General features: G+C 69.8%; 24 protein-coding genes. 18 read left to right on the top strand and 6 right to left on the bottom strand.

Annotated features, from left to right (window positions below; translation table 11 throughout):
• Positions 1 to 192 precede the first annotated feature (192 nt).
• From ACGFX9_RS28600 to ACGFX9_RS28590, 3 genes are all read left to right on the top strand, one after another.
• The gene (locus ACGFX9_RS28600; RefSeq protein ID WP_393478257.1) at positions 193 to 891 is read left to right on the top strand and encodes a GntR family transcriptional regulator; all 699 of its coding nucleotides are present in this window, start codon (positions 193 to 195) and stop codon (positions 889 to 891) included.
• Positions 888 to 3,344: a glycosyltransferase gene (locus ACGFX9_RS28595; RefSeq protein ID WP_393478253.1), complete on the top strand. Its 2,457-nt coding sequence runs from the start codon at positions 888 to 890 to the stop codon at positions 3,342 to 3,344. The genes ACGFX9_RS28600 and ACGFX9_RS28595 overlap by 4 nt, the downstream gene beginning before the upstream one ends.
• Positions 3,345 to 3,434: 90 nt before the next feature.
• Positions 3,435 to 4,085: a hypothetical protein gene (locus ACGFX9_RS28590; RefSeq protein WP_393478250.1), complete on the top strand. Its 651-nt coding sequence runs from the start codon at positions 3,435 to 3,437 to the stop codon at positions 4,083 to 4,085.
• A gap of 53 nt (positions 4,086 to 4,138) precedes the next feature.
• Here the strand turns inward: ACGFX9_RS28590 and ACGFX9_RS28585 are convergent, their stop codons facing one another.
• On the bottom strand, positions 4,139 to 4,927 hold the full coding sequence (locus tag ACGFX9_RS28585; RefSeq protein ID WP_393478246.1) for an SLATT domain-containing protein: 789 nt from the start codon (positions 4,925 to 4,927) through the stop codon (positions 4,139 to 4,141).
• Positions 4,928 to 5,273: 346 nt separating this feature from the next.
• Here ACGFX9_RS28585 and ACGFX9_RS28580 point away from each other — a divergent pair, with 346 nt between their 5' ends.
• The 8 genes from ACGFX9_RS28580 (at position 5,274) to ACGFX9_RS28545 (ending at position 12,723) form a co-directional block, all read left to right on the top strand.
• Positions 5,274 to 5,615, top strand: a complete 342-nt coding sequence (locus ACGFX9_RS28580) for a YbaB/EbfC family nucleoid-associated protein (protein WP_393478237.1) — start codon at positions 5,274 to 5,276, stop codon at positions 5,613 to 5,615.
• Positions 5,616 to 5,673: 58 nt separating this feature from the next.
• Positions 5,674 to 6,273, top strand: a complete 600-nt coding sequence (gene recR, locus ACGFX9_RS28575; RefSeq protein WP_125514107.1) for a recombination mediator RecR — start codon at positions 5,674 to 5,676, stop codon at positions 6,271 to 6,273.
• Positions 6,266 to 6,994 (top strand): DUF5063 domain-containing protein, encoded by a 729-nt coding sequence (locus ACGFX9_RS28570; RefSeq protein ID WP_393478232.1) that lies wholly within the window; start codon positions 6,266 to 6,268, stop codon positions 6,992 to 6,994. The genes recR and ACGFX9_RS28570 overlap by 8 nt, the downstream gene beginning before the upstream one ends.
• A 523-nt stretch (positions 6,995 to 7,517) precedes the next feature.
• Positions 7,518 to 7,913: a hypothetical protein gene (locus ACGFX9_RS28565; RefSeq protein WP_393478230.1), complete on the top strand. Its 396-nt coding sequence runs from the start codon at positions 7,518 to 7,520 to the stop codon at positions 7,911 to 7,913.
• Positions 7,914 to 8,177: 264 nt separating this feature from the next.
• The gene (locus ACGFX9_RS28560; RefSeq protein WP_393478225.1) at positions 8,178 to 9,449 is read left to right on the top strand and encodes an aspartate kinase; all 1,272 of its coding nucleotides are present in this window, start codon (positions 8,178 to 8,180) and stop codon (positions 9,447 to 9,449) included.
• The gene (locus ACGFX9_RS28555; protein WP_393478221.1) at positions 9,446 to 10,510 is read left to right on the top strand and encodes an aspartate-semialdehyde dehydrogenase; all 1,065 of its coding nucleotides are present in this window, start codon (positions 9,446 to 9,448) and stop codon (positions 10,508 to 10,510) included. Before ACGFX9_RS28560 ends, ACGFX9_RS28555 begins: the two co-directional genes overlap by 4 nt.
• Positions 10,511 to 10,846: 336 nt before the next feature.
• Entirely contained in the window at positions 10,847 to 11,506 is a 660-nt protein-coding gene (locus ACGFX9_RS28550; protein WP_393478216.1) for a SigE family RNA polymerase sigma factor, read from the top strand.
• Positions 11,503 to 12,723 carry a hypothetical protein gene (locus ACGFX9_RS28545; protein ID WP_393478214.1) on the top strand — a complete coding sequence of 407 codons (1,221 nt, stop codon included), beginning with the start codon at positions 11,503 to 11,505 and terminating at the stop codon, positions 12,721 to 12,723. Before ACGFX9_RS28550 ends, ACGFX9_RS28545 begins: the two co-directional genes overlap by 4 nt.
• A 96-nt stretch (positions 12,724 to 12,819) precedes the next feature.
• On the opposite strand, the gene ACGFX9_RS28540 is transcribed toward ACGFX9_RS28545, so the two are convergent.
• Both ACGFX9_RS28540 and ACGFX9_RS28535 read right to left on the bottom strand, forming a co-directional pair.
• Positions 12,820 to 13,650, bottom strand: a complete 831-nt coding sequence (locus ACGFX9_RS28540; protein WP_393478209.1) for an SURF1 family protein — start codon at positions 13,648 to 13,650, stop codon at positions 12,820 to 12,822.
• A gap of 81 nt (positions 13,651 to 13,731) precedes the next feature.
• Positions 13,732 to 15,570: a prolyl oligopeptidase family serine peptidase gene (locus ACGFX9_RS28535; protein ID WP_393478205.1), complete on the bottom strand. Its 1,839-nt coding sequence runs from the start codon at positions 15,568 to 15,570 to the stop codon at positions 13,732 to 13,734.
• Positions 15,571 to 15,641: 71 nt separating this feature from the next.
• Between ACGFX9_RS28535 and ACGFX9_RS28530 the strand changes: the two genes are divergently transcribed.
• Positions 15,642 to 16,490, top strand: coding sequence for a class I SAM-dependent methyltransferase (locus ACGFX9_RS28530; protein WP_393478200.1), 849 nt, complete (start codon positions 15,642 to 15,644; stop codon positions 16,488 to 16,490).
• Positions 16,491 to 16,506: 16 nt separating this feature from the next.
• Here ACGFX9_RS28530 and ACGFX9_RS28525 read toward each other — a convergent pair whose 3' ends face one another.
• Complete coding sequence (locus ACGFX9_RS28525) at positions 16,507 to 17,103, bottom strand: hypothetical protein (protein WP_393478195.1); 597 nt, start codon at positions 17,101 to 17,103, stop codon at positions 16,507 to 16,509.
• 182 nt (positions 17,104 to 17,285) lie between these two features.
• Positions 17,286 to 19,487, bottom strand: a complete 2,202-nt coding sequence (locus ACGFX9_RS28520; protein WP_393478191.1) for a hypothetical protein — start codon at positions 19,485 to 19,487, stop codon at positions 17,286 to 17,288.
• 289 nt (positions 19,488 to 19,776) lie between these two features.
• On the opposite strand from ACGFX9_RS28520, the gene ACGFX9_RS28515 reads away from it, so the two are divergent.
• On the top strand, positions 19,777 to 21,180 hold the full coding sequence (locus tag ACGFX9_RS28515; RefSeq protein ID WP_393478189.1) for a serine hydrolase domain-containing protein: 1,404 nt from the start codon (positions 19,777 to 19,779) through the stop codon (positions 21,178 to 21,180).
• Positions 21,181 to 21,255: 75 nt separating this feature from the next.
• Here ACGFX9_RS28515 and ACGFX9_RS28510 read toward each other — a convergent pair whose 3' ends face one another.
• On the bottom strand, positions 21,256 to 22,011 hold the full coding sequence (locus ACGFX9_RS28510; RefSeq protein WP_393478184.1) for a TetR/AcrR family transcriptional regulator: 756 nt from the start codon (positions 22,009 to 22,011) through the stop codon (positions 21,256 to 21,258).
• A gap of 240 nt (positions 22,012 to 22,251) precedes the next feature.
• Between ACGFX9_RS28510 and ACGFX9_RS28505 the strand changes: the two genes are divergently transcribed.
• The 5 genes from ACGFX9_RS28505 (at position 22,252) to crcB (ending at position 26,049) form a co-directional block, all read left to right on the top strand.
• Positions 22,252 to 22,911, top strand: coding sequence for an SRPBCC family protein (locus ACGFX9_RS28505; protein ID WP_393478180.1), 660 nt, complete (start codon positions 22,252 to 22,254; stop codon positions 22,909 to 22,911).
• A 58-nt stretch (positions 22,912 to 22,969) separates the two neighbouring features.
• Positions 22,970 to 23,914, top strand: coding sequence for an RNA polymerase sigma-70 factor (locus tag ACGFX9_RS28500; RefSeq protein WP_393478614.1), 945 nt, complete (start codon positions 22,970 to 22,972; stop codon positions 23,912 to 23,914).
• A 109-nt stretch (positions 23,915 to 24,023) separates the two neighbouring features.
• Positions 24,024 to 25,283 carry an NAD(P)/FAD-dependent oxidoreductase gene (locus tag ACGFX9_RS28495; protein ID WP_393478175.1) on the top strand — a complete coding sequence of 420 codons (1,260 nt, stop codon included), beginning with the start codon at positions 24,024 to 24,026 and terminating at the stop codon, positions 25,281 to 25,283.
• Between the two features lie 38 nt (positions 25,284 to 25,321).
• Positions 25,322 to 25,678 carry a DUF190 domain-containing protein gene (locus ACGFX9_RS28490; RefSeq protein WP_393478171.1) on the top strand — a complete coding sequence of 119 codons (357 nt, stop codon included), beginning with the start codon at positions 25,322 to 25,324 and terminating at the stop codon, positions 25,676 to 25,678.
• The gene (crcB, locus tag ACGFX9_RS28485) at positions 25,675 to 26,049 is read left to right on the top strand and encodes a fluoride efflux transporter CrcB (protein ID WP_393478167.1); all 375 of its coding nucleotides are present in this window, start codon (positions 25,675 to 25,677) and stop codon (positions 26,047 to 26,049) included. The genes ACGFX9_RS28490 and crcB overlap by 4 nt, the downstream gene beginning before the upstream one ends.
• Positions 26,050 to 26,303 lie beyond the last annotated feature (254 nt).

Here is a 26,303-nt window from a genome sequence, read left to right as displayed (position 1 = left end):
ACGCCGGCGACGAAAGCTCAGCCCCGGCCTGACACCACCGAGTAGGTAGCCCTCACCCGCCCCCGCCCGGAGAGGGCCCCGCCCCCGGGAACCCCGACCGCGTAGTCTGACGTGCTCGTAAGCAAGAAGACGACCACCGAGGCGCCCCCGCCAGCCCAAGGCGCCCGCGCCAGACTCCGCGAGGGAACCCAGATGCCCGGCACCGACGGCCCCGCCGTCATCCGCAGCACTCTGCGCCAGCAGATCGCCGACGCGCTGCGCGACGAGATCCTCGGCGGTCGCCTTGAGCCGGGGCAGGAATTCACCGTCAAGGAGATCGCCGAGCAGTACGGCGTCTCCGCGACCCCGGTCCGCGAGGCCCTGGTGAACCTCGCCGCGCAGGGCCTCCTCGACGCCGACCAGCACCGCGGCTACCGCGTCCACGAGCACTCCCTGGACGACTACCGCGGCATGCTGGAAGCCCGCGGCCTCGTGTCGGACGGCATCTTCCGCGACCTCGTGGCCAACAGGGCGGCCCACGACGAAGCCGTCGCGGGCCTCGTCTCCGTACGCCGTCGTGGCGAGGAGGCCGCCCGTGCGGCCTGCGCCGGCGACCTGAACGTACTCATCGGCTACGACCTCCGCTTCTGGCGCGAGCTCAGCGCGCTCTTCGGCAACCCCTACCTCTCGGACTTCCTGCACCGCATCCGCGTCCAGACCTGGGTCTGCGCCGTCACCTACCTCCGCCGCGCCGTCGAACGCGGCGACGGCGACCTGCGCGGCACCCTCTGGGCCCGGCACACCGAGCTCGTCGACGCCCTCGCGCACCGGGACCCCGAGGGCGCGCACGCGATCGTCACGGAGTACAACGCCCACTCCCTCGCCCTCATAGAGCGGCTGGCCGCTGCATGAGTGTGGATCTGACCGTCGTCGTCCCCGCCTACAACGAGGAGCGGCGCCTGGGCCCCACGCTCGAAGCGATCCGCGCCTATCTGGACGACGGGTCCAAGGAAGGCGTCCGCGCCCGCTGGGAGCTGATCGTCGTCGACGACGGCTCCACCGACCGCACCCCCGAGATCGCCGTCGAGGCGGAGCTCAGCGACTCCCGCGTCCAGCTCGTCCAGTCCGACCGCAACCGCGGCAAGGGCCACGCCCTGCGCCTCGGCGTCCTCGCCTCCCGCGGCGCCCGCGTCCTGGTCACCGACGCCGACCTGGCCGCGCCCATCGAGGAACTGGAGTGCCTCGACAAGGCCCTCACCGACGGCCACGTGGCGGCGATCGGCTCCCGGGCGGGAGCGGACGCGACCATAGAGGAGCGTCAGCACCGCCTGCGCGAACTCATGGGACGTACCGGCAACTTCCTGATACGTACGGTCGCCGTCCCCGGAATCCGCGACACCCAGTGCGGATTCAAGCTCTTCGACGGCGACCGCGCACGAGAGGCCTTCGCCGCGTCCCGGCTGCGCGGCTGGGGGATCGACGTCGAGATACTGCAGTACTTCCGCCGCGCGGGCTGGCCGGTCGCCGAGGTGCCGGTGCGCTGGGCGCACCAGGAGGGCTCGAAGGTCCGCCCGTTCGACTACGTGAAGGTCCTCGCCGAACTGACCTCGCTCAAGGCCCGCTCCCTGCGCCCGGCGGACCTGCGCCCGGCGGACCTGCGCCCGGCTGACCTACTCGTGGCGGCGCTCTTCCTGGTCATGGCCGTCGCCCTCTACTCGGGCCGCTGGGTGGCGCCCGGCGAGCGCTACCTCCCCGACTCGCTCCAGGACCAGAACCAGTGGGAGTGGTTCTTCGCGGTGACGGCGGACAACGTCCGCCACCTCCAGAACCCCCTCTTCACGACCCTGCAGAACCATCCCGACGGCGTGAACCTCATGGCCAACACGGTCATGCTCGGCCTCTCCGTCCCCTTCGCCCCCGTGACCTGGCTCTTCGGCCCGGCGGCCGCCCTGAACGCGGCGATGACTCTGGGCCTGGCCGCGACGGCCGTCGCCTGGTACTGGCTGATCCGCAGACGTGTCGTACGGCACCGGGGCGCGGCAGCCGTCGGCGCGGCACTCGCGGCCTTCGCGCCACCGATGATCAGCCATGCCCACGCGCACCCGAACTTCATGGTCCTGTTCATGATCCCGCTGATCATCGACAGGGCGCTGCGGCTCTGCGAGGGCACGAGGGTCGTACGCGACGGAGTCGTCCTCGGTCTCTTCACGGCGTACCAGATCTTCCTCGGCGAGGAACCGCTGCTGCTCGCGGCGCTCGGCATGGTGCTGTTCTCGGCGGCGTACGGGACGGTGCGCGGGGATGTGGCGCGGGCGGCCCTGCGTCCGCTGGCGCGCGGACTGGGGGTGGCGGTCGCGGTCACGCTCCCGCTGGTCGCCTTCCCGCTCTACTGGCAGTTCTTCGGCCCGCAGAGCTACACGAGCGTGCTGCACGGCGACAACGCGGGCAACAGCCCGCTCGCGCTCGTCTCCTTCGCGGAACGCTCGCTCGCGGGCAACGAGAAGACCGCGGGCGCGCTCGCCCTGAACCCCACCGAGCAGAACGCCTTCTACGGCTGGCCGCTGGCCGCGCTCGCCTTCGCGATCGCCGTACGACTCTGGGAGCGGGCAGCGGTGAAGGCGCTGACGTTCACGGTCGTCGCGGCGGCGTTCCTCTCACTCGGCCCGAGGTTCCGCATCCCGCTGACGGACATCGTGCTCCCCGGCCCGTGGAAGCCCCTGTCCCACCTCCCCCTCTTCGAGTCGGTCATCGAGTCGCGGGTGGCGATGGTGTGCGCCCCGGCGCTGGGCATGCTGGTGGCGCTCGCGCTGGCGGGCCTCCTCACCTCCGCGCGCAGGATGACGGCGGCGCGGTACGCGGGGGTGGCCGCGGTGGCCCTCGCGCTGCTTCCGATCGTGCCGGCGCCGCTGCGGGCGGTGGAGCGGGCAGAGGTTCCGGCGTTCATCGCAGACGGGACCTGGAAGTCGTACGTGGGGGAGGGTGAGGCCCTCGTGCCGGTACCGCTCCCGGACCCCGCGAACGCCGAGCCCCTGCACTGGCAGACCACCGCGGGCCTCGGCTTCCGCCTGTCCGGCGGCTACTTCAACGGCCCCTGGGGCCCGGACCGCGTGGGCATCTACGGCGCGGCGCCCCGCAACACGTCGAACCTCCTGCGGGACGTCCGCGCCTCGGGCCGCGCCCCGCAGATCACGGACGCGTGGCGCAGGGCCGCGCGCGAGGACCTGGCGTACTGGAACGCGGGTGTCCTGGTCCTCGTACCGCAGGAGCACGACGCCGAACTGCGGGTGACGGTGGAGGAACTCCTTGACCGCCCCGGAAAGTGGGTAGACGGGGTGTGGATCTGGGATCTGCACAAGGGCAGCTAGCGGGCTGTGGCCCCGACTACGCTGCCTGAACGCAAGGAACGTCCGACGTCCGACATGAGCCTGTGTATGAGCCCGACCTGAGGAGCACCCTTGGCCTGTGACCTGTGGCTGGTCCCGCTCGTCGACATCCTGTGCCACAGCCCCGACAATCCCTTCGCGGAGGAGATCGCGGCGTACGACAAGGCGCTGCACGAGGCCGGGCACCCGTCTGTCCCGATCTTCGCGTACATGCCGGGCCTGTCCGGGGATGTGGCCCCGGTCGCGGGCTTCGACTACGACGCGCTGCATTTCCTGCGCCGGGCGTATCTGCTCCAGGTCTGCGGTCTTGAGGTCACGCCGGTGGATGAACTGGGCGGGGACTACGAACAGTTGCTGGAGATGTTCGACACGACGGCCCAGCAGTCGCACCTGGTCTGGCACTACGACCACGCGGGCGCGTACGTTCCCGTGGACTTCCCCGCACCCCTCTCCAACGAGGAACTCCTCGCGGGCGGCGGCCCGTTGGGTTCCTCGCAGGCGCTGCTGAGGGAGCTGGAGTTCGTGGCCCCGTCGATCGGCATAGACCCGACGAACCCGCCACGCCCGCCGACACCCCCCGGCGCCCCCACATCCCTGGAGGAACCGGCGGCCCCGCCGCCCCCCGACGACAGCCCCTTCGCGAGGGAACGCCACGTATGGCTGGGCCTGCACGCGGCCACAACACGGAGCCTGGCGCAGGGCTCCATGATCATCTACAGCTGAGGCGGTGCCCTGCCCTGCCGTTTTCAGCCGTCCGGCCCCGAAACTCGCCGAGCTCACCGAGGCTCAGGTGGCCGCTGCCGAGGCATATTGGGCCGAGCCCCCGGCGGCAACGGGGCCCGGACGGGGACAGACCCTGCCTCCCCCCGGGAGGCCGGAACCATCGCCTGCATGGCCAACGGCGCAGGACCCGACCGAAACTCCACCATCCAGTCCGCGGTCTCGGCCCGCACCAGCTCCGTCACATCCTCGGAGAACCGCCGAAGCACCCCCAGACACCGCTCGGCAGCCTCACCGGCCGTCCCCTCGGTAGGTCCAAGGACCTCCCGCACACTCTCCGAGGCCCAGTCGAACTGCAGCACCTGAAGCCGCCGCTGCACGGCCTGCGCGGTGGCCACGTCCCGCATCCACCCGGAAGTCAGCCCGAAGAACCGGTCGCACCCCACGCACGCGACCCCCGCGAGCAGTGAGACGAACCCCCACGAAGCCACACCCCCCACCGCCCCCGCGAGATCGAGCAGCGGAAGCACCCCGGCACCGACGCCTCCCACGGCCGCCCCGACCCGCGAGAGCCGCGCCCCGCGCCGCTTCCACGCGCGGTCGGACAGGTACCACTCCGCGGTGTTGAGCGCGCCCCGCTCCACCCACCGGTACAGCTCATGGAGCCGCACCGCGGGCTCGCCCCAGTCGCCGAGCGGAAAGGTCCGCCCCGTCAGATCCCCGACCGGAGAACCGTCCACGCCACCGGGTGCGCCACCGGGCACGCCCCGATGCGCCCCCGCGCCCGCGCCCGACTCCGCCCCTTCATGAGGCACCCCCTCGGGCTGCATATCCGGCTGGCTCACCCGGCACTCCCTCTACCTCTACGAGACGGTTCCCTACGGTGCGCCCACTGTGACAGTCAGTGCTGATGGTGCCGAAGCGACTGAGTTGACCCGCTGACACCCACTGACGCCCGCTGACACGGCAGGTGCTCATGCGCAGCCCCCAGTCCTACCGCCCAATGGGTGGCCGTGAGCCCGTTTTCACGGTATTTCCGCCCGGAAGAGCTGCTTGATCAGGTATAGGAGGACGACCGAACTCACTCGAAAGAGTGCTGGGGCGCGGGCACCGCCGACCACGTAGGCTCATTCCAGGTGGAAAACCCACCGCGAAACTGTCGTAGACCCTCCGAGACAGGAGCTGATCGTCGTGATCCCCGGTGGTGGCCAGCCCGATATGCAGCAGCTGCTCCAGCAGGCCCAGAAGATGCAGCAGGACCTCGCCACGGCGCAGGAGGAACTCGCGCGCACGGAGGTCGAGGGGCAGGCCGGCGGCGGCCTCGTCAAGGCGACGGTCAACGGCTCGGGCGAGCTGCGCGGCCTCGCGATCGACCCCAAGGCGGTCGACCCGGAGGACACCGAGACCCTCGCGGACCTGATCGTCGCGGCGGTCCAGGCGGCGAACGAGAACGCGCAGGCGCTCCAGCAGGAGAAGCTGGGCCCGCTGGCACAGGGCCTGGGCGGCGGAGGCATCCCGGGGCTTCCCTTCTAAAGAAGGGCACCGGCCAACTACCGTACGTTCGTAACTGAAACAGCAGGAAAGGCGTCCCGTGTACGAAGGCGTGGTCCAGGACCTCATCGACGAGTTGGGCAGGCTGCCCGGCGTCGGTCCCAAGAGCGCGCAGCGGATCGCCTTCCACATCCTGCAGACGGAGCCGACGGACGTACGCCGCCTCGCGCACGCCCTCCTTGAGGTCAAGGACAAGGTCCGCTTCTGCGCGACCTGCGGCAACGTCGCGCAGGAGGAACTCTGCAACATCTGCCGCGACCCGCGCCGCGACCTGAGCGTCATCTGCGTGGTCGAGGAGCCGAAGGACGTCGTGGCGATCGAGCGGACGCGCGAGTTCCGGGGCAAGTACCACGTCCTGGGCGGCGCGATCAGCCCGATCGAAGGGGTCGGTCCGGACGATCTGCGCATACGAGAACTCCTCGCACGCCTCGCGGACGGCACGGTCACGGAGCTGATCCTGGCCACGGACCCGAACCTGGAGGGCGAGGCCACGGCGACGTACCTCGCACGCATGATCAAGCCCATGGGCCTGAAGGTCACCCGCCTGGCCAGCGGGCTCCCTGTCGGGGGAGATCTGGAATACGCGGACGAGGTCACTCTGGGCCGCGCCTTCGAGGGGAGACGACTCCTAGATGTCTAAGAACCAGCCTGAGAAGTCCACGAAGCCGACAACCACGAAGCCGGAAGAGACCGTGGCCCTTGAGCCCACCGTCCTCCTGCACGCTTCCGCCCCTGAACCGGACTCTTTCGCGGTGCAGATCTCGGACCAGATCGAGAGCTTCATCGTGGCGGTGACGGCGGTCGCGCAGGGCGACGAGCCGGACTCGGCCGTGCCCTTCCTCCTCCTTGAGGTCTCCCAGCTCCTGCTGGCCGGCGGCCGCCTGGGCGCGCACGAGGACATCCTCCCCGAGGAGCGCTACGAACCGGACCTGGGCCCGGAGCCGGAGGTGGACGACATCCGCGAGCGCCTGGCGCTGCTCCTGGAGCCGGTCGACGTCTACTCGGAGGTCTTCGACCCGTACGAGCCGCGCAAGGCCCCGGTGCCCGCCCGCATCTCGGACGACCTGGCGGACGTGGTCGCGGACCTCTCCCACGGCCTGGCCCACTACCGCGCGGGCCGCACGACCGAGGCCCTGTGGTGGTGGCAGTTCTCGTACTTCTCGAACTGGGGCTCCACGGCCTCGGCAGCCCTGCGCGCCCTCCAGTCCCTGGTCGCCCACGTCCGCCTGAACCAGCCCCTTGAGGACCTGGACGGCCTGGACACGGACGAGGACCTGGCGGAGGAGACCCTCGCGGAGGCGGCGGGAAAGGTCATGGCCGAGGAGATCGCGGGCCCCTTGGGCCTGCGAACGGTCAAGTAACCCGAGTCGGCCGCCGCCGTCCCCGCCCATCGGCGAACCGCGCGGGCGTAGTGCCCACGTGGCGTGTGAAGTGCCGGTTCAGATGTGCCTGGTCATGGAACCGACGGGCACCCTGAACACAGGCAACACGGAGGGCCCGCTGACCAAGGCCCCAGAACCCCTCGCCTAGCCGAATACACGCCCTCCCAGGGGCTTTGGGTTGGTCGGTAAGAACTACCCAACCAGCCAGCCAAGTAAGGGAGTTGAAGTCCCGCCACTCTCAAGGGTGACGTTCCGTAGTCAGCTTGCGCCGGAACGTAAAGTCACTCCAGGTTCGCGGCAATAGAACGGCCCCGGACGGTGCGCCAACACCGGCTCCGAGGCCTAGTCCTACGGATCGAAAGAAGCTCGACCGTGGCTTACGCCAACCCTAATCCTGCCCTGCCGTCCCCGTCCCACCCCATGGCCAAATCGGGTTACGGGAAGCGCCTCGCGGGTGACGAACCCCCGCACAACGAAGCCGATTTCGCACACCTGCGTCCACGTGACGCGGAACTCGCCGCCTTCGTCGACCTACGCCGGTCACCTCCGCTGGATCAAGGAACACCTGACCGCCGAGGACAACTCGATGCGCTGGGTGACCCGGACGTACTGGTCCCGGAAGCCCAGGTCCGAGCAGGAGTGGCTCGTGTTCGTCGAGGCTCTGCACGGAATCGACGTAACTCCCGAGTACCAGGCGGGACTTGTCCACGTGACCGAGCCGGAACCGGAGCCCGCCGCTCCCGAGCCCGGGCCGGCCCCCGCCCCGCCCCAGGACAGCCCCGCGTACCGCGCCCTCGCGGGACTCCGCGCCGCCGACCCCCGCATGGCCCTCGCGAGGCCGCGCCCCGCGGCGGGATACGTCGAAGCTCAAGGGGTACGTGGACTGAGGCACCCCTAGGGCCCCCGGGGGCAGTCTTCGGCTCCCGGGTACCCCCGCCGGGAGGCGCAAGGCTGTGACCCGCCCCACTTTCCGGAGTGTCCCCACTCCCAGCGGGCATGTGCCAAGCCGAGCGGTCGGAACGTACCTCCCGAGCCGCGGGAGCGTATGCCGACGGGTGATCACTTAGTGGGCGGGACATCTCACCATGTGATATCTGCGAGGCGAATTTCGGCCGCTCGTTAGACTGAGCCGACCGCACAACGGATTGAGCGAGGAGCGCACGTGAGCCTTGTCGTGCAGAAGTACGGAGGCTCCTCCGTAGCCGATGCCGAGGGCATCAAGCGGGTCGCCAAGAGGATTGTCGACGCCAAGAAGAACGGCCATCAGGTCGTTGTCGTGGTGTCCGCCATGGGTGACACGACGGATGAGTTGATCGATCTTGCCGGGCAGGTATCCCCGATCCCTGCCGGGCGTGAATTCGACATGCTGCTGACCGCCGGGGAGCGGATCTCCATGGCCCTTCTCGCCATGGCGATCAAAAACCTGGGTCACGCGGCCCAGTCGTTCACGGGCAGCCAGGCCGGTGTCATCACCGACTCCGTCCACAACAAAGCGCGGATCATCGATGTCACCCCCGGCCGCATCCGGGACTCGATCGACGAGGGCAACATCGCCATCGTCGCCGGGTTCCAGGGCGTCAGCCAGGAGGGCAAGAACATCACCACGCTCGGCCGTGGTGGATCCGACACGACCGCTGTCGCCCTCGCGGCCGCGCTCGACGCCGAGGTCTGCGAGATCTACACGGACGTGGACGGCGTTTTCACCGCCGACCCCCGTGTGGTGAAGAAGGCCCGGAAGATCGACTGGATCTCGTTCGAGGACATGCTGGAGCTCGCGAGCTCCGGGTCCAAGGTGCTGCTCCACCGCTGTGTGGAGTACGCACGTCGTTACAACATCCCGATTCACGTACGGAGCTCGTTCTCCGGCCTTCAGGGCACGTGGGTCAGCAACGAACCGCAAGGGGACCGCAAGGTGGAGCAGGCCATCATCTCCGGTGTCGCGCACGACACCTCGGAGGCCAAGATCACGGTCGTCGGCGTGCCGGACAAGCCGGGTGAGGCCGCAGGGATCTTCCGCGCCATCGCGGACTCCGGGGTCAACATCGACATGATCGTCCAGAACGTGTCGGCCGCCTCGACGGGCCTCACGGACATCTCGTTCACGCTGCCCAAGGCGGAGGGCCGCAAGGCCGTCGACGCCCTGGAGAGGACCCGCGCGAGCATCGGGTTCGACTCGCTCCGTTACGACGACCAGATCGCGAAGATCTCCCTGGTCGGCGCGGGCATGAAGACGAACCCGGGCGTCACCGCCGCCTTCTTCGAGGCGCTCAGCGACGCGGGCGTGAACATCGAGCTGATCTCGACCTCCGAGATCCGCATCTCGGTCGTCACCCGCGCCGACGACGCGAACGAGTCGGTGCGCGCCGTGCACACCGCCTTCGGGCTCGACTCCGATTCCGACGAGGCCGTGGTCTATGGGGGCACCGGCCGATGAGCCGTAAGCCGACGCTCGCGGTCGTCGGAGCGACCGGGGTCGTCGGCAGGGTCATGCTCCAGATCCTGTCGCAGCACGCCGACATCTGGGGCGAGATCCGACTCGTGGCCTCACCGCGCTCGGCCGGCAAGAAGCTGGCCGTGCGCGGTGAGGAGGTCGAGGTCCTCGCGCTGAGCGAGGACGTCTTCGACGGGGTCGACGTGGCGATGTTCGACGTGCCCGACGAGGTCAGCGCCCAGTGGGCGCCCATCGCCGCGTCCAAGGGCGTCGTGGTGGTCGACAACTCCGCCGCCTTCCGGATGGACCCGGACGTGCCGCTGGTCGTCCCGGAGGTCAATCCGCACGCCGCGCGCGTACGCCCGCGCGGGATCGTCGCCAACCCCAACTGCACGACCCTCTCGATGATCGTCGCCGTCGGCGCGCTGCACGCCGAGTTCGGCCTGCGCGAGCTTGTCGCCTCCTCGTACCAGGCCGTGAGCGGGGCCGGACGCGATGGCGTGGACACCTTGCGCCGCCAGCTGAAGCTGGTGGCGGGCTCGGAGCTCGGCACGAGCCCCGGTGACGTACGACGTGCTGTCGGGGACGACACCGGGCCCTTCCCGGAGCCCGTGGCGCTGAACGTGGTGCCGTGGTCAGGGACGCTGCGGGAGGACGGCTGGTCGTCCGAGGAGATGAAGGTGCGGGACGAGTCCCGCAAGATCCTCGGGCTGCCCGCTCTGAAGGTCGCCGTCACGTGTGTCCGGGTGCCGGTCGTCACGACGCACTCGGTGACCGTCCACGCGCGCTTCGAGGACGAGGTCACGGTGGACCGCGCGCGCGAGATCCTGGCCACCGCGCCGGGCGTCGTACTGTTCGACAACCCGGCCGCCGGTGAGTTCCCGACCCCCGCCGACGTGGTGGGGACCGATCCCACGTGGGTGGGCCGGGTGCGGCGCGCGCTCGACGACCCGACGGCCCTGGAACTCTTCGTCTGCGGGGACAATCTGCGCAAGGGGGCCGCGCTGAACACGGTCCAGATCGCCGAGCTGGTGGCGGGGGAGTTCACCGGACGCCAGGCCTGATGGGTCCCGGCGCGGAAGCCTTGGTGGGATCTGTGTAAGTTCTGTGTCCAACTTGGTGGCCGGGATCGCTTGATCTGGACCATTGCCGCGTTCGAAGATTCGCATTAAGCGTTCGAAGACATTCGTCCCCGTCCTCTGCAACCAGCAGCAGGGCGGGGCGCGTCTTTGCGATCGCCCTCCAGGGGGTGTGACCTGAGCGCTGCGAATATTGGGCATAGGGGAAGAGCTGGTACGCATGGGGGCATTTGATGCATCGTCACCAACGGCGACGATGTCTGCCGCAAACGCGCCGCGCGATGCGTACAACCCTCAAGGGGGGACGCGGGTCCAACAGGCGTGGCAGAGGTACTCGATTTCACAGCGGTTCAGGCGAGGGGCGCGACCCTGCGCCCGCCTCGCCGTCCCCGCGCGCCCGCCGGCATGCCGGTGATCGCGCCCATGCCCACCACGCGGTCCGCCCGCATCCCGACGCAGCGCGAGGGCGCTGACGAGGCGATGAGCGCGGGCACCACAGTCGACCATCTGACCGAGACCTACCGCGCCCACTACAGGTCGCTCCTCGGCCTGGCGGCGCTGCTCCTGGATGACACGGCGTCCTGCGAGGACGTCGTGCAGGAGGCGTTCATCCGAGTGCACTCGGCGCGCAAGCGCGTGCGGGACCCGGAGAAGACGCTCGCCTATCTGCGCCAGACGGTCGTCAACCTCTCGCGGTCCGCGCTGCGGCGCCGGATCCTCGGGCTGAAGCTGCTCTCGAAGCCGATGCCCGACATGGCGAGCGCGGAGGAGGGGGCGTACGACCTCCTTGAGCGGGACGAGCTGATCAAGGCGATGCGCGGCCTTCAGCGCCGCCAGCGCGAGGTCCTGGTCCTGCGGTACTTCGCGGACATGACCGAGGCGCAGGTCGCCCACACCCTTGGCATATCGCTCGGGTCGGTGAAGGCGTACGGATCGCGCGGGATCGCGGCTCTGCGGGTCGCCATGGAGGCACCGGCATGAGCAAGCAGGAGTACGGGCGCGAGCATGATGAGAACGCCGAGTTTGAGCAGCATGCTGGAGACGGAACTGTGAACCACGGCCAGGGCGAGAAGCCCACCGCGTTCGAAGGCGGATCCGGGTCCGAGGGCGAAACGGCCGGTGCCGGTGCCGGAGCCGGTGCCGATGTCGGCGGCGTCAAGGCAGGCGCTGGGCTCGGTGCCGGGCTCGGCGACGGGCTCGGTGACGCGATCGGCGTCGAAGACGAACTGGCGCTGCGCAGGCTGATGCGCACGGCCGTCCAGGAGATCGAGCCCGGCGACCGCGCACTGGAGCGGCTGCGGCACGCGGTACCGGCGCGCCGGGCCCGTAAGCGCCAGGCCGTGGTCGGGATGGCCGCCGCCGCGCTCTTCATCGGCACCGCCATCCCCGCTCTCGTCCACGTCACGAACTCCGGAGGCGGCTCGGACGACCGCCCCTCCATCGCGGGCAACAGCGAGCAGACGCAGGGCGGTTCGAGCGAGGGCAAGGGTCCTGACGGCGGCGAGAAGGGCAAGGGCAGCGGTTCGGGCCCCTCCAAGTCCAAGGACAAGAAAGACAAGAAGGACAAGAAGGGCGACAAGGGGAAGGGCGAGGCCAGCGGCGGCGCGACGGGTGGCCCTGACCCGTCGGGCACAGAATCCGCCGACGCGTCCGCCTGTACGGCGGCTCAGCTCGGCAACGCCACCGGTAGCTCGGGGGCGGCGGAGGCCGACGGCAAGGTGTACGGCACCTTCCGCATCGCCAACATCTCCGGGAGCAGCTGCACGGTCAGCGCCCCGGGCAGCGTCAGCACGGTGGCGACGGGTGCCGCCGATCCCGCGAAGATCGGCGTCGCCGAGCATGTGGCGGGCGACGCGGCGAGCGGTCTGCCGGACCCGGCGCAGGCGCTGAGCTCGCTGGTCCTCCAGCCCGGTGCCGCGTACGAGGTGAAGTTCGCCTGGGTGCCTTCGGAGTCCTGCCCGACGGACGGTGGCGGCGGCGACCCGACGCCCGACCCGAGCCCGACGGAGAACGGCGGCGCGAGCGGCGGCTCCCCGGACGGCACGGAGCCGCAGATGGTCCGGGAGGACGGCGGCGTCCTCGAAGGCGGCGTGACGGTGTCCCTGACGGCTTCGGCCGGTTCACCCGCGGCGGGTACGAGCATCACCAACGCGTGTGCGGGGACGGTGTACCGGACGGGAATGCTCTCGGCGTCCTAGGGGGCGCCGGGGGGATTCAGCCCGTCCGGCGTTTGAGGACGAACTCGGCGAAGCCGGTGATCTTACGGTGCGCACGAGCGGGGTACAGGAAAACCCTCAGGCCCCGCGAACCTCGGCCGCCGCGGAGCCGCCAGGCTCTGCCCCCTCCGGCAAAAGCCCCAGCGCAGCGTCCCGCGCGAACTCCCGCTCCCGCCGGAACAACCGGAACCACATGAAGACCACGAACCCGGCGAAGACGAACCACTCCCCGGTGTAACCGAGGTTCTGGAAGGCCTTGAGGTCGAGCCCGGAATTTTCCGGCGCCACCGCGGGCACCGCCTTCATCCCGGAGTCGCCCTTCTCCAGGGTGACCCACGCGTCGTACACATCGCCGCGCACCAGATTCACCAGCGAGGCCGCGCTGATCGCGCCCAGCTGCCCGTCGGGCAGTCCGCCCGTGGCGCTGACCCCGTTGGATCCGGGGCTCTCGGAGGCCTGGAGCGCCCCTGTCACGGTGACCTCGCCGGAAGGCGCCGCGGGAGCCTTCGCCGCGCTCGCGTCGCCGGGGGTGCCGGGGAGCCAGCCGCGTACGACGGGCAGCTCCTTGCCGCTGTCGGTGCGCAGGAGCGTCAGGACGTAGTAGCCCGTCCGCTTGTCCAACTCCCGGTCCGGCACGAGGAGTTGCTTTCCGTACCGCCCGGTCGCCGACACCCGTTCACCGGACGTCTCCGCGCTCACGGGGAGGAGCGAGTCGAGGGGCCGGGCCTTCGCGTCCGTGTGGGACGGCGCCGCCTGCCGGTCAGCCTGCTCCTGCGCGGTGTCATGCGCCTGGACGCGGTCCTCGAACCGCCCCAGCTGCCATGACCCCATGAAGACGCAGACGGGGATGGCCAGCAGTACGAAGACGTTGATCCCCCACCAGCGGGGCGTCAGCAGGAACCGGTACACACCCCCCACGGTACGTGGAGGCCTTGTGAGGGGCGGGCCCGGGGTTACGGAAGGTGCCGGGGCTACGGAAGGTGCCGGGGGTTACGGAAGGTGCCGCTCCGCGAAGTCGAGTTCCAACCGCACCTGCTTGATCCGCTCGTCCACCACGAGCGAGCCGTGCCCCGCGTCGTACCGGTACACCTCGTGCACCGCGCCCCGCGCCTTGAGCCGGTCCACGTAGTTCTCGACCTGGCGGATCGGGCAGCGCGGGTCGTTCACGCCCGCCGAGATGTAGACCGGGGCCTTCACCGCGTCCACGTACGTCAGCGGGGACGAGGCCTCGAAGCGCTCGGGGACCTCCTCCGGGGTGCCGCCCAGGAGGGTGCGGTCCATGGACTTCAGGGCCTCCATCTCGTCGTGGTACGCCGTCACGTAGTCCGCGACCGGCACCGCGGCCAGGCCCAGCGCCCACGCGTCGGGCTGGGTGCCGACGCCGAGGAGGGTCAGATAGCCGCCCCAGGAGCCGCCGGCCAGGACGATGCGGCCGGGGTCCGCGAGCCCCGACGTCACCGCCCACTCCCGCACCGCCGCGATGTCCTCCAGCTCGATCAGGCCGACCCGGTGCTTGAGCGCGTCCGTCCACTCCCTGCCGTACCCCGTGGAGCCGCGGTAGTTGACCCGCACGACCGCGTACCCGTGGTCCACCCAGGCCGCGGGCCCCGCCGCGAACGCGTCACTGTCGTGCCAGGTCGGGCCGCCGTGGATCTCGAAGACCGTGGGGAGCGGGCCGCTCGCGCCTGCCGGTTTCTGTACGAGGGCGTGCACCCGGCCGCCGGGCCCCTCCACCCACACGTCCTCCACCGGCACGGATGCCGGGGCCTTCATACCCGGGGGGTCCAGCACGACGCCACCCGTCGTCGACCGGACCACCGGCGGCTCGGCCGCCGACGACCACAGATACTCCACGCTGCCGTCCGGCCGCGCCGTCGCCCCCGACACCGACCCCGCGGGCGTCTCGACCTCGACGAGCTCACCGGCGGCGAAGCCGTACCGGAACAGCTCGCTGCGGGCCTCGAAGCTGTGCGCGATGAGCAGGGCGGAGCCGTCCGGATACCACTCGGCGCTCACATCGCCCGGCAGCTCAAGGGCCAGGTCCGTCTCCTCGCCCGACGCCACGTCCCACACCATCGGCTCCCAGCGGCCCCGCCGCTGATGCCCGACGAGCAGCCGCGTGTCCCCGTCGACCGGCGCGAAGCCGAGGACCTCAAGGCCGAGCTCGACCGTGCCGCCCTTGGTGTCGTCGAGCTCGGCGACAACGGAGCCGTCCGGCCTGACCACCCGGAGAGCGGAGTGCATCGCGTCGCCGTGCTCCGTGTGCTCGATGGCGATCAGCGAACCGTCGTGGGAGAGGTCGCCGACGCCCGCTGACTCGCGGTGGCGGTAGATCTCGACGGGGGCCGCATCTGGGGAACGTACGACATGGATCGTCGAGCCTTCGTCGTCCGTGGAGCGGCCCACGACGGACATCCGGCCGTCCCGCGCGAGGGCGAGCCCCGCCGGATACGAGGCTTCGAGCCCCGCCACCGCGGGCTCGTCGGGTGCGCCGCCCGCGAAGGGCTGGCGCATCCACACGCCGAACTCGTCCCCGTCCGTGTCGTTGAACCACCAGATCCACTCGCCGTCCGGTGTGAGCACCCCGTCCGTCGTGCCGTTCGCCCGGTCCGTCACCTGGCGCTGCTCGCCGGACGCGCGGTCCCACGCGTACAGCTCGTACGTCCCCGTCGCGTTCGACACGAACAAGGCCCGGTCAGGGGCCTCCTCCGCCCAGTCGGGCAGTGACACGCGAGGCGCGCGGAACCGCTTCTCCCAGTCCGGCATCTCCGCGTCCCCGCCCGCACTCGCACCCGACGTATCCACCGCACCCGCACCCAAGTCGCTCATGGACCCCATAGTGCACGCCCCCGCCGACAATCCGCTGGCGAGGGCCCCCAGCCTGTGGATAACTTTCTTGAATGTACTCATCGCCCCCATCCGACTGGCGCGAGGCCAATCGAAGACGCTGGGACGAGCGAGTCCCGCTCCATCTGGCCAGCGACTACTACGACCTCGACGCCTTCCGCTCGGGCAAGGACCCGCTGCGGGACTTCGAGCTCGCCGAGGTCGGTGACGTCACCGGGCGCTCGCTGCTCCACCTCCAGTGCCACATCGGCCTCGACACGCTCTCCTGGGCCCGGCACGGCGCCTCCCGCGTGGTCGGCCTCGACTTCTCCGAGCCCGCCGTCGACGCGGCCCGCGACCTCGCGGCAGAGCTCGGCCTCACCCCCGACCAGGCGTCCTTCGTGGCCGCCGACGTGTACGACGCGGCGGAGGCGGTGCCCGACTCCTCGTACGACATCGTCTACACCGGCGTGGGAGCCCTGTGCTGGCTCCCCGACATCCAGCGGTGGGCCGAGACCGCCGCCGCGCTCGTCGCGCCCGGCGGTTTCCTCTACCTCGCGGAGTTCCACCCGCTCGCGGACATCCTGGACGACGCGACGGGCTCCCGGATCGCGTACGACTACTTCGCCCGCGACGCCTGGGTCGAGGAGACCCCGGGCGGCTACGCGGACACCACCACTCCCACGGTCCACAACCGCAGCGTGGAGTGGCAGCACCCGGTGGGCGAGGTCGTCACGGCGCTGGCGTCGGCGGGCCTGCGCGTCGACTTCCTCCACGAGCACGACACCACGCTCTTCGAACGCTTCGGCTCCCTCGAACTCCGCGACGGCGTCTACCAGTTCCCGGTGAACCGCCCCCGCATCCCCCTCATGTACTCCCTGAGAGCGAGCAAGGCGGGCAAGGCGGGCGACGTGAGGCGCTGAGGAGGGAGGCCTGACCTCAGAGCGCCGTCTCGGGCCGCATCCACCCTTCCCACACGAGCCCGTCCGGCACCGGCGCATCGGACTCGCCCTGCCGCACGGACCCCGCCGAGCCGGTTCCTGCCTGGTCGAACTCCCCGAGCTTCGTCCAGCCCCACGACCGCAGGACCTCCCGCCCCAGATCGTCGTCCCGCTTGATGACCGCGACGACCAGATCGGTGGCGTGCCGCATGAGCAGCAGCGTGCGCAGGCGGTCCGAGACGCCGAGGCGCCGGTAGGCGGGCACCACCATCAGCTCCGTCAGGATGAAGACCCGGCCCGACGCCGTACGTTCCTCGATCTCCGCGGGCAGGATGCCGCGGAACCCCTCCCACCAGTCGCCCGTACGCGCGGCGCGGTAGCCGTAGAGGCAGCCGACCAGGCCCCCCGCGTCGGCGACGACCATGTCGAAGTCGGGCCGCTGCACGATGCTCTCGAAACGCCGCAGGAATCCCTGCCGGTCGCGGTACTCGGCGCCGGCCACCCCGCGGTACGCCTCGACGTAGACGTCGGCGACCGCTTCCCGCTGCTGCTCCGCCTGCCACCGACTCAGCCGCCGCAAGAAAACCTCTGCCATCTGCGCCTCCGCCCGCCCCCATCGAGGACACCCTCGACAACCATTGGCTCCGCACTCCTGGACTCCGCATGGTGGCACCACGGAAGGGCGAGCGGAACGGGGCGACGGGATCAATCCCGTCAGAGCTCCCATCAGAGCCCGTGTCAAAGCTCCGGTTTCGGAGCTTCTCGAACACCCCCGTTTCAGAGCTTCTTGAACACTCCGGTGAGCCCCGCGATCAGCATGGCGGCCAGCGCCCACCCGGCCAGCGTGTAACTGGCGGCCCAGATGGCCGTGCCGTCCGTGGCGAGGAAGCGCGCTCGCTCGCCCAGGTTGGCTCCCGGGATCAGGAGGTCGGCGGTGTATATCGCCCCATTGAAGTGCACATCCGCACCGACGGATTTGGCGCGGATGATGTCGTGGTGCTCATGGGCGCGGCTGAACCAGTAAGAGCCGAAGGAGTAGAGCACCGCGATCGGCAGGAGAATGAGCCACGGCTGGTAGCCGAATCCGATGGTGGCCCGCAGGATGGATTTCCAGACCATCCGGACGCCCCGCAGTCTTCTGTCGATGCTCGTCTTCGTGTTGTTGCGCCTGCGCCATTGCGCGGCGATCCGCACCTTGCGGGCGTCCCGTTCGCTGCCCTCGCGCTGATAGACATCCGCCAGCTGCCGGTAGGGCTGCGGCACGAACCCCTCGGTGTCGCGGCCGATCCAGTCGAGCCGCTCCCGGACGGTCATCTTCCGCTCTTGCGAGTCGATGCAGGTGTACGTGAATCCGTTCATCCGGATCGTGTTGCTGCCGCGCCAGGTCGTCGACGAGTCGAACCACCGCCCGACCTTCGCCGACCGCAGATCGACGAATCCGGTCAGGCCCTCGGGCAGGAACAGGACCTCCCGGGAGACCTCCGCGTTCATCAGGGTGATCGAACACCCGTCGGTCCTGGCCGTTGTGAACAGGCCTTGGCTGCAGTCGAGTTCACCGATGTGGGCGCCGGAGAGATCGACCTCGCCCGTCGCGCTGAACCCGTACGAGCACTTCATGGAGCCTTCGACGGTGAGGCGTTTGGCGTCGAGCGAATTTCCGCTCTCCGCCGCGTCGGTGAACGTACTGAGCCGGCAGTCCAGGTCGCCGCCGACGCGCGCGCCCGCGAGATCGACTCCGCCTCTGGCGGTGAACCCGGTGGAGAATTTCACGGTGCCTTCGACCGTGAGCCGCTTGGCGTCCAGGGCCTTCGCGCCGAGTGCCGCGTTGCTGAACGTGCCTTCGCAGCACTCCAGATCACCGCCGATCCGGGCGCCCGTGAGGTCGACCTCTCCGGTGGCGACGAACCCGTCGGAGCATTTCATCGTGCCGTCGACGGTGAGGCGTTCGGCGTCGAGAGCCTTTCCGCCCTCCGGCCCTTTGGCGAGCGAGCTGTCGCTGAAGTCCAGGTCACCGCCAATGCGCGCGCCGCGCATCCGGATCTCGCCGACGGCCTTGAACTTCTTCCGGCACCGCATCGTGCCGTTGACGAAGGCCCCGTACAGATCGAAGGCCTTGGCCTGCGCGTCCTTCTTCTTCTTTACGAAGGTGCCCTGCGAGCAGTCCAGATCACCGCCGATGCGCGCGCGGCTCATACGGATTTCACCGAGGGCGGTGAAATGGTCGCGCAGGAACATCGAACCTTTGACGTCGAGTCCGTAGGCCTCAAGGGCGACGAGCTCGTCGTCGGTCGCGTCCCCGTTGTCGAAGGTGGCCCCGGTGCAGTTGAACTGTGCCCCGATCTGCGCGCCGATGAGCTTCACGCCGCCGGTCAGCTCCGCGCCCACGAACCACAGGCTTCCGTCGACCACGAGCCTGCTGGCGTCCAGCGCCTTCTTGCTCGGATTCCTGAAGGTGCCGCGGTCGCAGTCCACCGTCCCCTGGATCTGCGCTCCCTGCAGTTCGATTTCGCCGGTCGCGGTGAATCCGTCGCCGAGGCAGAGATCGCCCTGGGCGCGCATCGCACGGCCCTGGAGACCGCGGACATGGCATCCCGGCAGCCGGACGCTGATGGCGCGGGCGTCGTTGAGGAGGATGGGCTTTTCGTGCCCGAAGTAGCAGTCCTCCAGGTGGAGAGGCCTGGTGAGGAGGGCCGCCGAGAGATCGAGCGTGCCGAGGATGTGCGCCCCCGCGAGCCACAGGGCCCGGTGGGTGCCCGTCAGCCCGGCGGGCTCCGTCAACAGCCGGGCGAGCAGGGCGGCTTCGACCTTGCGCCCTTCTCCCCACTCCTCGCCGCCCGCGGCATCGACCCGCGCCCCCTTCTCGGGCCGCAGGTCCACCTCCTCGCCACGGGCCAGGGCTTCCTCGTACTGGGCTCCTTCGTACGGATGCGGTGTGTACGGCAGGTACGGCATGCAGGGTGTGTGCGGCTCTTCGGTCATGTCGGCTCGGCCTCCCCCTGGCCCTTTCATCCCCACCGTGGCAGCGGTTCGCCCGCGAAAACAGCCTGACCGGTGCGAATCGGGTAGCGGTACGGAGCGCGCAACTGCGGTGCGGCGTAGACGGGTTGACCGGTACGCCGAGCGCCGCAACGTCGTAAGTCGTAGGCCTGTGTCATATGCGCTTCCAGTCGACTCATTGCGAACGGTGTGCGGTGACCGTACAGTGTGCGGATAAGTGCACGGCGTACGGCAAAATCCCGCATCCCCGAAGACTGGCCGAGGAGAAAACATGACCGGCAGCACGAACTGGACGGCCCGCACAGCGACTTGGCAGGCACGCCTCGACGAGCTGCGTGCCGCGCACCACGTCCCCGGCGCCACGCTGGCCGTCCTCGTGGACGGCGAGATCCACGAGCTGGCGAGCGGTGTGCTGCACCGGGGCACCGGCGTGGAGGTCACGACGGACTCCGTGTTCCAGTCCGGTTCGATCGCCAAGGTCTACACCGCGACGCTGGTGATGCAGCTCGCCGACTCGGGCGAGCTCGACCTGGACGCGCCGGTCGTCTCCGTGGTGCCGGAGTTCGCGACGGCGGACCCGGAGGCCACCGCGGCCATCACAACCCGCCAACTCCTCTCCCACACCGCCGGGTTGACCTGCGATTTCACGTACGACGCCGGGCGCGGGGACGACTGCCTCGCCCGCTACGTGGAGGCGAGCAAGGGAGTGGCCCTCGACTGCCCGCCGGGTACGGCCGTCTCGTACAGCAGCCTCGGCTACAACGTCCTCGGCCGCGTCATAGAGGTAGTCACCGGCCGCACGTGGGACCAGGCGCTGAAGGACCGCCTCTTCACCCCGCTCGGCCTGGAGCACTCGATGACGCTGCCCGAGGAGGCGCTGAGCTTCCGCGTGGCGATGAGTCACCTGGGCGAGCCGGGCCAGGACCCGGACCCGGCACCGGCCTGGGACCTGATGCCGCGCTCGGCGGGGCCCTACGGCAGGGTCCTGGTCACCGCCGCCGACGTGGCCCGCCTCGCACGGATGCACCTGGCGGGCGGCACCGCCCCGGACGGCACCCGCCTGCTGTCGGCGGACGCGGTGGCTCAAATGCAGCGGCGCGAGGCGGACGTACCCGACAAGTGGACGGTCAGCGCGGACGGCTGGGGCCTCGGCTGGACGCTCTACGACTGGGACGGCATCCCCGGTTTTGGGCACGACGGCGCGTCGATCGGCCAGTACGGGTACCTGCGCGTGGTGCCTGAGGCGGGCGTGGCGGTGGTCCTGCTGACGAACGGCGGGGGAGCGCGGCAGCTGTACGCGGCGCTGTTCAAGGAGCTGCTCGCGGAGCTGGCGGGCGTGCGGATGCCGGAGGCGTTCGGTCCCGCGGGAGTGCCGCCGGTCGTGGACATGAGCCCGTACGTGGGCACGTACGAGCGGGAGGGCGTGGTGATCACGGTGTCGGCGGGTGAGGAGGTTTCCGGCTCGGGCCGCCTGGTCTACGAGTTCGTCGACGGGATGAAGGACTTCTCATCGCCGCTCGAGATGGACCTGACACCGGTGTCGGAGACGGTGTTCGCGGCGTCAGGAGCGGGCCCCTCGTTCAGCGAGGACTACATGCCGGTGGTGTTCTCCACGCTCTCCGACGGCACCGAGTGCTGCTACGTGGGAATGCGGGCGGCGCCGAAGTCCGCCTGAGCCTGCGCGTCCGCCTGAGCCTGACGCGCGTCCGCCTGAGCCTGACGCGCGGCGGAGAACCGCGGTCGGCCCGGATCAGGGGATCCGCCTGCGCAGGTCCTCCAACATGTTCCGCATCGCCGTACGGAAGATCTCGGCCTGGTACTCGCCGACGAAGGACGTGTGCCCGAACACCTCAAGGACGACGAGGCCGTGCATGTGCCCCCAGCCACTCAGGAGGAGAGCGGTCGCCGCGGGCGGCAGATCGCCGAGGCCGTCCGGCGGCAGGTTCTCCAGGTGTGCCCGGAGCCCGGGCGAGAGCTCGGGGACGTCGGCCGCGGTGAGTTGAGCCGTGGTGAACCCCTCGAACAACTCGCGCTGGAATATCGCGCTCATCCGGCGCATCGCTTGGGTGGTGGGGCCTTCTACGGGGGCTTCGTAGGAGCGCAGCGGGGATCCGTAGAGGAGCTGGAACCGCTCGGGGTGTGCGATGGCCCACCGGCGGTATCCCTCGGCCGCTATCACCATGCGGGGCAAGGGGTGTTGGTCGTCGGGGGCTTGCGCGGTGTCCGGCACGGCATCCTGTGCGGCGCCATGTACGGCGTCCGCCAAGTCGTCGTACGCCTTGGTGACGAGCGCTGTGACGAGGGAGTCCCGGCTCGGGAAGTAGTGGTACAGCGCCTGCACGGTCATCCCGAGGCTACGGGCCACCGCCCGCAGGGACAGGGCATGCGGCCCGTGCTCGGTGATGTGCGACTCGGCGGCATCCAGGATCTCTTGGGTCGCTGCACGACGGCGCCGTTCGCGCAGGGAGAGGGGGGCCGGGGCCGGTGCGTGGTCGTCTGCGGGCATGCGACGACCGTACGGGGGTGGGGTCCGCGGGGTGCCGCGAAGGTGTGGGCTGTGAAGAAAATCTAACGCTGCCAAATCTCCTTGTGCCTCGCTAACGTCGTCACCGGTGGGAGGCGGGGGTGCGGCGAAGTACCCCTGTTGATACACGACTTGGCGCCGCCCGGACCAATGGCGGCCACACCAGTCCCACACCCGTACGCACACGCACACCCACGCCGACGCACGAAGAAGAGGGACACCATGCCCAGCCCCCGAAGCACCAGCCCCCGAAGCACCACCCTCCGCGCAGCCCTGATCGCAGTCCCGCTGGCGGCGGTAGGCGTTCTCGTCACAGCCACCACCCCCGCTGGAGCGGCCACGTCGACCCCGCACCCCACCAACCCCCTCACCTGCCGAGGGGAGGGCGTAGACCCAGACGCCGCGGTCCGCTACAAGACCGAGAGGGTCGTCCACGCCCCCTTGAGCACCATCTGGAAGCTGCAGACGGACGTGGAGCGCTGGCCGTCCTGGCAGGCTCACGTCGAGACGATGGAACGCCTCGACCACGGCCCCTTCCGCAAGGGCTCGGCGTTCCGGTGGACGACTCCGGTGCCTCCCAACCCGGCGACTCCGGCGACCACCCTGGACATCACCTCGACCGTCGAGCAGCTCAAGCGCAACTCCTGCATCCGCTGGACGGGCCCGGCGGTCGGAGAGGGCCTGCGTATCGACGGCGTCCACGTGTGGACCTTCACCAAGGTCAAGGGAGGCGTCCGCGTACGCACGGAAGAGACCCACACCGGCCCCCAGGTGGAAGCGAACGTCCCGTACGCGACCAAGGTCCTCGGCGACGGCCTCGAAGCATGGCTGAGCGCGTTGAAGGCAACGGCCGAGGCAGACTCCGGCGACCAGCGGCGCTGAACACGGGCGCCGGTGGACGGACTCCACGCACGTGGCCGACCATGGGCGGATGCCGCGGATGCCACTCAGTACGCACGAGGTCGAACTGTTCGAGAAATCCCGGGGCCGCCTGGAGGCGATCGCCTACCGTCTCCTCGGGTCGGCCGGTGACGCCGAGGACGCGGTGCAGGACGCGTTCCTGCGGTGGAACGCGGCGGACCGGGAGCGGATCGAGACGCCCGAGGCATGGCTGACGAAGGTGCTCACCCACCTCTGCCTCAACCAGCTCACCTCGGCGCGGGCCAGGCGGGAGACGTACGTGGGGGAGTGGCTCCCGGAGCCGGTCCTGGCCGGAGACCGGATGCTCGGTCCGGCCGACACCTTCGAACAGCGCGAGTCGGTCTCCCTGGCGATGCTCACCCTCATGGAGCGGCTGTCGCCCAATGAGCGCGTGGTGTACGTGCTGCGCGAGGCGTTCGGGTACGCGCACCGCGAGATCGCCGAGATCCTCGACCTCACCGAGTCGAACTGCCAGCAGATCTACCGCCGCGCCAAGCAGCACGTCACCGACGACCGGCCGCGTACCGAGGTCGATGCGGTCGCCGCCGTGAAGATCGTCGAAGAGTTCCTCGCCGCGGCCCTCAGCGGCGACACCGAGCCACTGGTACGGCTGCTCAGCGACGACGCGGTCAGCGTGGCCGACGGCGGAGGCCGAGTCTCGGCCCGCAGGACCCCGGTCACCGGAACACTCCGTATCGCGCGATACCTGCGAAACCTGTTCCGGCCGACCGCTGCCAAGCGGGCCCTTGTCGGCGGCAGCCCGGCCGTCTACACCGCCGTCGTCAACGGCACGCCCGCCGTGCTGGTCGTGCTCGACGAGCGGGTCATCGGCGTCTTGTGTGTCGACGCGACCGCTGACGGCGTCGAGGCGCTCCACATCCAGGTCAACCCCGCCAAGCTGGAACGCATCACGCGCCAGTGGGCGGATGCCGGCCCCCACCACACCGCCCTCAAGGAGTGGTGACGCGCGTCACACCCGCTTCGTGTCAGGGATCGCGAGGCTGTCCGGTTCAGGAGGTGACCCGGTGATCCCCACCGGATCCCCACAGGACCCCACCGGACAGGAGCGAGCCATGAAGCACCGCATTGTCGTCCTAGGAGCCGGTTACGCCGGAGCCACCGCCGCCGGTCGCCTCGCCAAGCGGCTGCACCGCGACGACGTAGAGATCACCCTGGTCAACGCCGACGCCGACTTCGTCGAGCGGGTGCGTCTGCACCAGTTGGCAACCGGACAGGCTCTGCGCCCGCGCCCGCTGCGCGGCATGTACGCGGGCAGCGGAGTGAGGATCCGGCACGCGCGGGTCACGGCGGTCGACGTGGACCGCAGGACGGTAGACGTAACGGAGGCGGACGACACCAACACCAGCACCCTGACCCACGACACCCTGACCTACGACACCCTCGTATACGCCCTCGGAAGCACAGTCGCCGACCACGGCATCCCGGGTGTCGCCGAGTACGCCTACAACGTCGCGGGAAAGCAGGCAGCGCTACAACTACGCGCACGTCTGGACAAGTTGGCTCCGGCCGAGACGGTGCTGGTGGTCGGCGGCGGCCTGACAGGCATCGAAGCGGCCACGGAGATCGCGGAGGCACACCCGGACCTCAGGGTCGCGATCGCCGCCCGCGCCGGAGTAGGCGACTGGCTCAGCGACAAGGCGCGGCGCCACCTGCGCGGAGTCTTCGCCAGGCTGGGCATCACGGTGCACGAAAAGGCGGAGGTCACGCGGGTCGAACCGACGGGCGTGACGACAGGAGAGTCGGCGCCGGGGGCCTCGGCAGGGAGAATCCCGGCCCAAGTAACGGTGTGGACCGCAGGTTTCGCCGCACACCCGATCCCGCACCCCATCGCGGCGGCCACCACCTTGGAGGTGTCGGACACAGGGCAGATCGTCGTGGACGGCACCATGCGCTCGGTCTCGCACCCCGATGTGTACGCGGTCGGCGACGCCGCATACGCCATAGGAGCCGGAGACAAGCCCCTCCGCATGTCGTGCGCCTCGGGAGGCTTCACGGCATGGCAGGCCGCCGATGCCCTCGCCGCGCGCTTGACCGGCCGCAAAGTGCCAAAGACCACGATCGGCTACACCATGCAGTGCATCAGCCTCGGCCGCCGCGACGGAATCATCCAGCGCGTAACCCCGGACGACCAGGTCACCCCCATGGTCATCAAGGGCCGAACGGCCGCCCGCATCAAGGAGTTCGTAGTGGCGGGCGCGGCCTGGGGCATAGCCCACCCAACCCTGCTGCTGCCGACCCGCCCCCGCCACACGGTGTCACCCGACCCCGCCCACCCGGAGGCCGACTTCGCCACTCCGGAAGGCGTGCGGTGACAGTGACGACGAGGGCCGCGTGATGGCATGGAGCGGTGATGAGCGAAGCGACGAGGCTGACGGGCCGGGCCCTGCGGGTGACGATTTTCATCGGCGAGAACGACATCTGGCATCACAGACCGCTCTACACGGAGATCGTGCACCGGGCCCACAAGGCGGGCCTGGCCGGCGCGAGCGTGTTCCGGGGGATCGAGGGCTTCGGTGCCTCCTCGCTGATCCACACCCAGCGGCTGCTGTCGCTGAGCGAGGACCTGCCGGTGGCGATCGTGATCGTGGACAGTGACGAGCGGGTGCGCCCGTTCCTGTCCACGATCGACGAGCTGGTGACGGAGGGTTTGGTGATCCTCGACGACTGCGAGGTCATTCGCTACGTGGGCCGGGAGCAGAACGAGTGAACTGGCTGCTCGTGATCGCCGGGGCGATGGTGGGCGCGCCGCTGCGCTACCTGACAGACCGAATTGTGCAGGCACGCCACGACACGGTCTTCCCATGGGGCACGTTCACCGTGAACGTCACGGGCTGCTTCGTACTCGGCCTGCTCACCGGAGCCGTGGTCGCGGGCGCAGCCTCGTCGCAGACGCAGCTACTGCTGGGAACGGGGCTGTGCGGGGCGCTGACGACGTACTCAACGTTCTCGTACGAGACGCTGCGCCTGACGGAGGACGGGGCAAGGTTCTTCGCCGCGGCGAATGTCGCCGCGAGCGTGGTCACGGGCCTGGGCGCGGCGTACGTCGGGGTCACTTTGGCGGAGGTGCTGTGGGCGTGAGGGCCAGCCTCCTTATAGAGCAGCGCGAGACGTTCCGCGAAGGCTGTGCGCGCCCCTGAGTCGGGACTCAAGGCCTCCACCCCTTACTTCCGCCGCGCCTAGACATCCGGGCCGGAAAGTTCACTCTATATGGCTGACCTGCGGATTAGTTGTCCGGACGATGCCGGAACCTCCTCTTCCGGGGCTTCAACTGGCAGGATCGCGATGCAGTAGCGAACCAACCGCGCAGCGTCAGGGCAGGTCACTGGCTCGGA

It is taken from the genome of Streptomyces sp. NPDC048436, from assembly GCF_043200355.1.
Taxonomy (GTDB): domain Bacteria; phylum Actinomycetota; class Actinomycetes; order Streptomycetales; family Streptomycetaceae; genus Streptomyces.
The sequence above is the reverse complement of the archived record's forward strand: the minus strand, read 5'-3'. Positions and strand labels throughout refer to the sequence as shown.

Coding starts and splice junctions, on each gene's coding strand:
- ACGFX9_RS28600 (WP_393478257.1), top strand. CDS start 193: ATGCCCGGCACCGACGGCCCCGCCGTCATCCGCAGCACTCTGCGCCAG.
- ACGFX9_RS28595 (WP_393478253.1), top strand. CDS start 888: ATGAGTGTGGATCTGACCGTCGTCGTCCCCGCCTACAACGAGGAGCGG.
- ACGFX9_RS28570 (WP_393478232.1), top strand. CDS start 6,266: ATGTCTAAGAACCAGCCTGAGAAGTCCACGAAGCCGACAACCACGAAG.
- ACGFX9_RS28555 (WP_393478221.1), top strand. CDS start 9,446: ATGAGCCGTAAGCCGACGCTCGCGGTCGTCGGAGCGACCGGGGTCGTC.
- ACGFX9_RS28545 (WP_393478214.1), top strand. CDS start 11,503: ATGAGCAAGCAGGAGTACGGGCGCGAGCATGATGAGAACGCCGAGTTT.
- ACGFX9_RS28535 (WP_393478205.1), bottom strand. CDS start 15,570: ATGAGCGACTTGGGTGCGGGTGCGGTGGATACGTCGGGTGCGAGTGCG.
- ACGFX9_RS28530 (WP_393478200.1), top strand. CDS start 15,642: ATGTACTCATCGCCCCCATCCGACTGGCGCGAGGCCAATCGAAGACGC.
- ACGFX9_RS28525 (WP_393478195.1), bottom strand. CDS start 17,103: ATGGCAGAGGTTTTCTTGCGGCGGCTGAGTCGGTGGCAGGCGGAGCAG.
- ACGFX9_RS28520 (WP_393478191.1), bottom strand. CDS start 19,487: ATGACCGAAGAGCCGCACACACCCTGCATGCCGTACCTGCCGTACACA.
- ACGFX9_RS28515 (WP_393478189.1), top strand. CDS start 19,777: ATGACCGGCAGCACGAACTGGACGGCCCGCACAGCGACTTGGCAGGCA.
- ACGFX9_RS28510 (WP_393478184.1), bottom strand. CDS start 22,011: ATGCCCGCAGACGACCACGCACCGGCCCCGGCCCCCCTCTCCCTGCGC.
- ACGFX9_RS28505 (WP_393478180.1), top strand. CDS start 22,252: ATGCCCAGCCCCCGAAGCACCAGCCCCCGAAGCACCACCCTCCGCGCA.
- ACGFX9_RS28500 (WP_393478614.1), top strand. CDS start 22,970: ATGCCACTCAGTACGCACGAGGTCGAACTGTTCGAGAAATCCCGGGGC.
- ACGFX9_RS28495 (WP_393478175.1), top strand. CDS start 24,024: ATGAAGCACCGCATTGTCGTCCTAGGAGCCGGTTACGCCGGAGCCACC.
- ACGFX9_RS28490 (WP_393478171.1), top strand. CDS start 25,322: ATGAGCGAAGCGACGAGGCTGACGGGCCGGGCCCTGCGGGTGACGATT.